The sequence below is a fragment of the Pseudomarimonas arenosa genome, assembly GCF_014841215.1.
Classification (GTDB): domain Bacteria; phylum Pseudomonadota; class Gammaproteobacteria; order Xanthomonadales; family Xanthomonadaceae; genus Pseudomarimonas; species Pseudomarimonas arenosa.
The window spans coordinates 1-5822 of sequence record NZ_JACYTR010000108.1 but is presented as its reverse complement, the minus strand read 5'-3'; the positions used below and the strand labels follow the sequence as shown (position 1 = coordinate 5822).

General features: G+C 60.7%; 6 protein-coding genes. 2 read left to right on the top strand and 4 right to left on the bottom strand.

All coding sequences use genetic code 11. The features are described from left to right. Positions 1–493: 493 nt before the first annotated feature. Together IFO71_RS21200 and IFO71_RS21195 are read right to left on the bottom strand one after the other, a co-directional pair. A complete protein-coding gene (locus tag IFO71_RS21200; protein ID WP_192031690.1) occupies positions 494–1090 on the bottom strand; it encodes an OmpA family protein in 597 nt (198 codons plus the stop codon). A 246-nt stretch (positions 1091–1336) separates the two neighbouring features. Then, complete coding sequence (locus tag IFO71_RS21195; protein WP_192031689.1) at positions 1337–3337, bottom strand: beta propeller repeat protein; 2001 nt, start codon at positions 3335–3337, stop codon at positions 1337–1339. A gap of 219 nt (positions 3338–3556) precedes the next feature. On the opposite strand from IFO71_RS21195, the gene IFO71_RS21190 reads away from it, so the two are divergent. Further along, positions 3557–4267, top strand: a complete 711-nt coding sequence (locus tag IFO71_RS21190) for a YebC/PmpR family DNA-binding transcriptional regulator (protein ID WP_192031688.1) — start codon at positions 3557–3559, stop codon at positions 4265–4267. A gap of 90 nt (positions 4268–4357) precedes the next feature. Here the strand turns inward: IFO71_RS21190 and IFO71_RS21185 are convergent, their stop codons facing one another. Together IFO71_RS21185 and IFO71_RS21180 are read right to left on the bottom strand one after the other, a co-directional pair. Beyond that, positions 4358–5005 (bottom strand): glycosyltransferase family 2 protein, encoded by a 648-nt coding sequence (locus IFO71_RS21185; protein WP_192031687.1) that lies wholly within the window; start codon positions 5003–5005, stop codon positions 4358–4360. Positions 5006–5009: 4 nt separating this feature from the next. Beyond that, complete coding sequence (locus tag IFO71_RS21180; RefSeq protein WP_192031686.1) at positions 5010–5171, bottom strand: hypothetical protein; 162 nt, start codon at positions 5169–5171, stop codon at positions 5010–5012. Positions 5172–5462: 291 nt separating this feature from the next. Between IFO71_RS21180 and IFO71_RS21175 the strand changes: the two genes are divergently transcribed. Then, a complete protein-coding gene (locus IFO71_RS21175) occupies positions 5463–5672 on the top strand; it encodes a dodecin (RefSeq protein ID WP_192031685.1) in 210 nt (69 codons plus the stop codon). Positions 5673–5822 lie beyond the last annotated feature (150 nt).

Genomic DNA, 5822 nt, shown 5'->3' with positions numbered 1-5822 from the left:
CGCAGCGGCCGAATGAGGGCCGTGCCAGCGCCGAAAGATCGCGAACACTCTGTTATCTCAACACCATCGGTCGAAACTCTCGCCCCGCTTGGAATTGCCGGATCTTTCGGCGCGACCTCATGAGATATCCGGGCTAGAGCAAGCCCCTCTCCCTGTGGGAGAGGGGGTAAAGAGCGACGTAAGCGAATCACTACGTTGAGACATCGGTTCATGGAGAGCCCCGCGTTTTTCTCCGAAAAGCCGCAGAGACCTTGAACCGGAGCGACTTAAGGAATCTCTGAACAAGTTCAGAGATTCCTGCGGTGCACGGATGCACCGCCGCGATCAACAACGTACGTTGTTGATCAGCGTGAGCCGAGTCCGGACCTGTGCCGGATTCGGCGCGTCTGGGTAAGTCCAGGATGGACTTATTCAGACTTTCCTTAACAGGCTGCTGAGACTCATTTCAGCAGCCTGATTTTTTGCGCCACGAACGGCGCCTGCTGTGGGCCCGTCAGGTGGCCGGCGGAACATCCACCACCAGGGTCACCCGGCGGTTGGCCAGACCGTTGTCACCCCAGGCACCCGGCGACTGCTGACGCTCGCGGCTCTCGCCATAGCTCACCGCAACGACCTGTTCGGCGCTCAGCCCCTGCTGCACCAGATAGTCACGCACGGCGTCGGCGCGACGCTTGCCCAGCCGCTTGTTGTAACCGGCATCGCCCGCGGCATCGGTGAAGCCTTCCACCGTCACCTTGGCATTGCTGTGGTGCTCGCGAATCACTTTGGCGAACTTGTCCAAGGTCGCCTTGTCCTGATCGCGCACCTCGGCCTTGTCGTAGGCGAAATGCACGTTCATGTCGACATGCAGTCGACCGGCAAGCTCAGCCAGCTTAGCCTCATGCTGCTTCAGTCGCGCCTCCAGCGAGGTTCTGAGCGCAGCAAGCGCAGACGCATTGGCATCGGCCTTGGCTTCGATCGCACTGTCACGCGCTCGCAGCTCATTCATCGCGGCGTCGAAATCAGTGCGTTTTACATAATTGGAACAGGCGCCGAGACTCAGCGCCAGGCCGCTGACCAGCAGGGCCCGAGAGGTCTTGAACTTGCTCATTGGTAGTCCTCCGTCGGCAATGCAGACGAGGCAGCCTACTCGTCTTTCTGCACTGCAGCATCATTGAACATTATGGCCGCGAGCGTCGACCCTAACCCCAATCGCCTGCAAGTGCAAAGTCGAGGCAAGGCGCCACATCCCATTGACATCAGCAACGGCAAGTCAATACACGACGTTCCATCAAGGGGACTGAGTAGACCGTTGGTCGGACAAGGGCGTCGTACGCCTTGCAAGCTTGCTTTACCTTCACTCGAAGCTGTCTACGAACACCGGCAGCTCAATCATGCGCAGCAGCCCACTGAAGTGCTCGCCGATCAGCACATCGCCGGTTTCGGCAACAAACAACGGTGTTGATCTCAATCGCGCTCCGGAAAGCCCCTTATCCAGTAGGATCCAGTTCACTCCGGCATCGGCACTGACGAAGACCCCAACGCTACCTTGGGCGTCGCTGAAAGGAATCACTACTTTCCCGACGTTGACTGGGTCGAACGACGCATAACACTCGGTCGCGGGCAGCTCGGCGACCTGACTGAAACTGGCGCCACCGTCGACCGAACGATGCAGGCCGTTGATGGTGCAGATAAGCACATGCTCAAGATCGAATGGGTCGATAGCAATGCCGGTCGGGGATGCGGGTGTCGCGATCTCCGCGATGGACGCAACCTCCCAGTTCAGCCCGTCATCAACTGAACGTGCCACTTGGGCCATGCCCATCTCGGTCGAAATAATGCCCACAGCGCGCATGCCGCCGTCATTGCTTTCCATCGCCAACGCTTGGTATCGCCCATCAACGATCCTAGTCCAGCTGCTGCTGGCAGTGGGGCGCCGATAGATGCCGTCTGGCACCAGCGAGCCTGCAACTGCCATCAGGTGCACGGTAGATCGAGTATGCGAGGCAAAGGCGCCAGCGCCAGGGAGGTCGGTGTCGCTCCATGTCTGCCCGCCATCGACCGACATCAGACCAAGATTCGTCATATACACACGCAAGGGTTCGTTGCGCGTCACCACCAGGCGTGAGGGCACCGTGCTGCCGGAGTGGAAGTCCAACGAAACGGCTTGCCACGTGGTTGCAGCAAGGGGTGCTCTCCAAAGCTGGCCAAAGGCTACTTGAGCGAGCAGCTGACGAGAACCCGGCGGACCGACGATGACGGTCTCGGGATTGGAGGAATGAAAGCCTTCAACCGCCGACCAGCTGCTCCCGCCGTCGGTCGAGCGCAAAATTCCGTGACCGACGCTGCCAGCCAGAATCAGATTCTGGTCATCAGGCGCCACTGCCATGGCGTGGACCTCAAGACCAATGCCTGGAAGCGAGATGTCCTGCCAGCTCAATCCGCCATCGTCAGAGCGCCTCATCTGTGCGCTGCCGCTACCTCCATACAGCCGCTGCGGATTGCTCGGCGCAGGCCGCAGGTGCAAGGGCCCGTAAAACTCTCGGGGCGACGGCGCCCAGGTGCGCCCCCGATCCACGCTCTTGTGGATGCCCTTGTCCGAAGTGACCCACATGACATCAGGCGAGGACGGATGCAGGGCCACACGTTGCGCAACCGATACGCCGTTCGCGATCGGGAATCCATCCCAGCTGTTTCCAAAGTCTTCGCTGACAAAGACCTGTCCGCCGATATCCGGGCACACGGTCAACCCGAGGGATACGCTAGACACCTCGCATGAGGAGGCGACCATTCCCATCGCGTCAGGCTTGACGTCGATCCACGTTTGGCCGCCATCAACGCTTCTAAGTATCCGAGTCGGCGCGAGATCAGACACCGCAATAATCGTTCTGGGCTGGGTCGGCGCGACCGAAATCTCACCGATTCTTTCCGACACCCCTGGCACGGCAATCCACGTAACACCGCGATCAATCGACACATCCAGCCCGATCTGGGTTCCGCGGTAAATCACATCCGCGTCGAGCGGATCGAAGCCAACACCCCGCATCAACGGCGCAACCGCATAGCCGCGGCTTCGCCCTTCCATGGTTTCCAGTCTTCGCCAGCTCCGCCCACGGTCCTGCGACAGATAGGCCGGTCCTGTCAGGGTTGTCGCCACCACCATCGACGGATCCAGCGGATTGAAATCAATCTCCCAAACGAAGCCGCCCGGTGGCCCGCCAATCGGCCGGAACCCGACCTGATCGGATTGAGCGACCGCCCCCTTCAACCCCGGCGACCTTGCGCCACTCATCTGCGCAGCCGCGCTGGTCGCAAACAAGGTCACCCAGGTTGCAATCACCCACAACGACGCATTCATACGCGGCCGCCCCAAGGTCCCGACTTCACGTGCACACTCTACGCCCAGCGGCAGGCGCCAGAGTAGCCCAGCGCCTTCGGCGCGGCACGAAGGCAGGCTAGAAAGCAGTCGTCGCAACTGTCCGAACGCCTTCCACCACTGGAGCCCTGCCGCAGAAAGCAGGACAATGCGCGCCCCACCCCGCTGCATCGGGGTCTGATTCGATAGAAAAGGTGACTTATGGGCAGAGGCCCCAGCATTGAAGGCCGCAAGAACGCGGAGGACGCCAAGCGCGCCAAGGTCTTCACCAAACTGATTCGCGACATCACCCTGGCCGCCCGTAACGGCGCCGACCCAGCCGGCAATGCCAAGCTGCGCAGCGCCGTGGACAAGGCCTTGGCCGCCAATATGCCGAAAGACAAGATCGAAAAGGCCATCCGCCGCGGCTCTGGCGCCGATGGCGGCGCCGATCTGCAGGAAATTCGCTACGAAGGCTATGGGCCGGGCGGCGTCGCCATGATCATCGACACCCTGACCGACAACCCGGTGCGCACCGTGGCCGAAGTGCGCCACGCGCTGTCCAAGCACGGCGGCAATCTGGGCACCTCAGGCTCGGTGGCGTTCCAGTTTGCCAAGACCGGCCAGGTACTGGTATCCGCCGATGCCGCCGATGAGGACAAGGTAATGGAAGCCGCGCTGGACGCCGGCGCCGAAGACGTATTCAGCGAAGACGGCGCAATCGTGGTGTTATGCCCGCCGGAAGCCGTTGATGCCGTCGAACAGGCCCTGCGCAGCGCCGCCCTGCCGGTCGACAGCGCTGAAGTCGCCATGCGCCCTGCCAACCGCAGCGCGGTCAGCGGCGAAACCGCGGAAACGCTGCAGGATCTGATCGAGTGGCTGCAGGAACTCGATGACGTGCAGGATGTGTTTCATAACGCGGCGTTTGGCTGAGCGCATTTCGACTGCATCGCCAAACCACACCAGCTTTGTTGCCCCAACGAGCCTGCGCGGCCGCGGGGCGCAGAGCATGAACTGTCGCGACTAGAAGTGCTCTCCCAGCACCGGCCCGACATGGCGATACCCGTAGCGCTGGCAGAAAGACTGGTACATCAAACCATCGCTGACTTCTCGCTTGTCGTGCCAGCCGCCCTCTTTCAGCCATAGTTCGCGCTTCATTACCAGCTGCATGCAGTCGATATTCTGCAGCACCGGAGGCACGCCGTTGAGGATCAGATAGAAATCTTGATGCGGCGCCTTGAACTGCACGGTGTGCTGGCGAAACTTCACCAGCCCCCACATCTTGATCGGAAAGATGATGATGTCGTTGCTGTCCGCTCCACGGCCGCTGGCGCGATCAATCACTCGTGGCGCGCGCTGGATTTCCTTGGCAATCTCCGCCAGCGCTTCTGGGTACAGCAGGTTGTCCGCGTTGAAATGGACGATGTAGTCGCCCTTCGCTTCACGGATCCCGCGATCGCGAAGTGAGTGCCCCCAATCACCGTAACGACGTTCGGTGCAGGTGATCGGCAAAGGAAACGCGACGCCACTATCGAGTAGCGGACCGTCGTGATAGCAGAGAATTTCGTAGTCCTGGCATGTTTGCGCTTGCAGGGAACGAATTCCGCGAAGAAAGGTTTCGTGCGAGTTTACGCCCTGATAGTGGACCACAACAATTGAGAACAACGGCATCAGATCATCCCTTGACCAACGTCTTGGTATGGCTGGCGACGACGAACATCGCAATGGCCGCCGTTCCCAGAACCAACTGCTTGTTCAAGCCGAACTGCCATCCAGCAAGCCATGCAGACACAATCACAGCAGCAAATGCCACAAAGCCGAGGTGGCTGATCTGCACTCTCGAAATGCCCTGGCAAGACTTGCAACGATAGCGCGACGTTTCATCACCGAATTGCCACCAGCAGCGACTGAATCGCGGCACTCGAAAATGGGCGTCAACCAGCGAAACCGGCTTGTCGCAGTGTGGGCACGGGAGTTTGGGAGTGAGTTGCATACGCGGGCGGAACGGATCGGGCTGGCAGTATATGAAAACCCAAGCCCGGGTGAACACGGGCGTTTGCACAGCCGGCTTGTAGTCAGCCCACCCGAGCGCTACGGTGGGTCGCACTCAACAGCGCCGGAGCGAGTCATGAGCAACCATGTCTACAAGCTGATCGAACTGACCGGATCATCCCCCAGCGGCATCGAAGCCGCGGTCGAGAACGCCCTGGCCAAGGCCGCCAAGACGGTGCAGGACATGCGCTGGTTCGAAGTGATCGAGACCCGCGGCCATATCGAAAACGGCAAGATCGCGCATTGGCAGGTCACCGTGAAGGTCGGCTTTACCCTGCACGACTGAGCGCAGTTCAGCACACGCGAGTGGCCCCCTAGCCCGGATATTTCATGAGGGGGCGCGGATGATCACCGAGGACTTTGCGTCGAGTGCAAGGCGCGACGAGCCCAAGTGGTGGGCCCACTTGGGCGAGATCGGGACGCAGTCCCGCGTAGC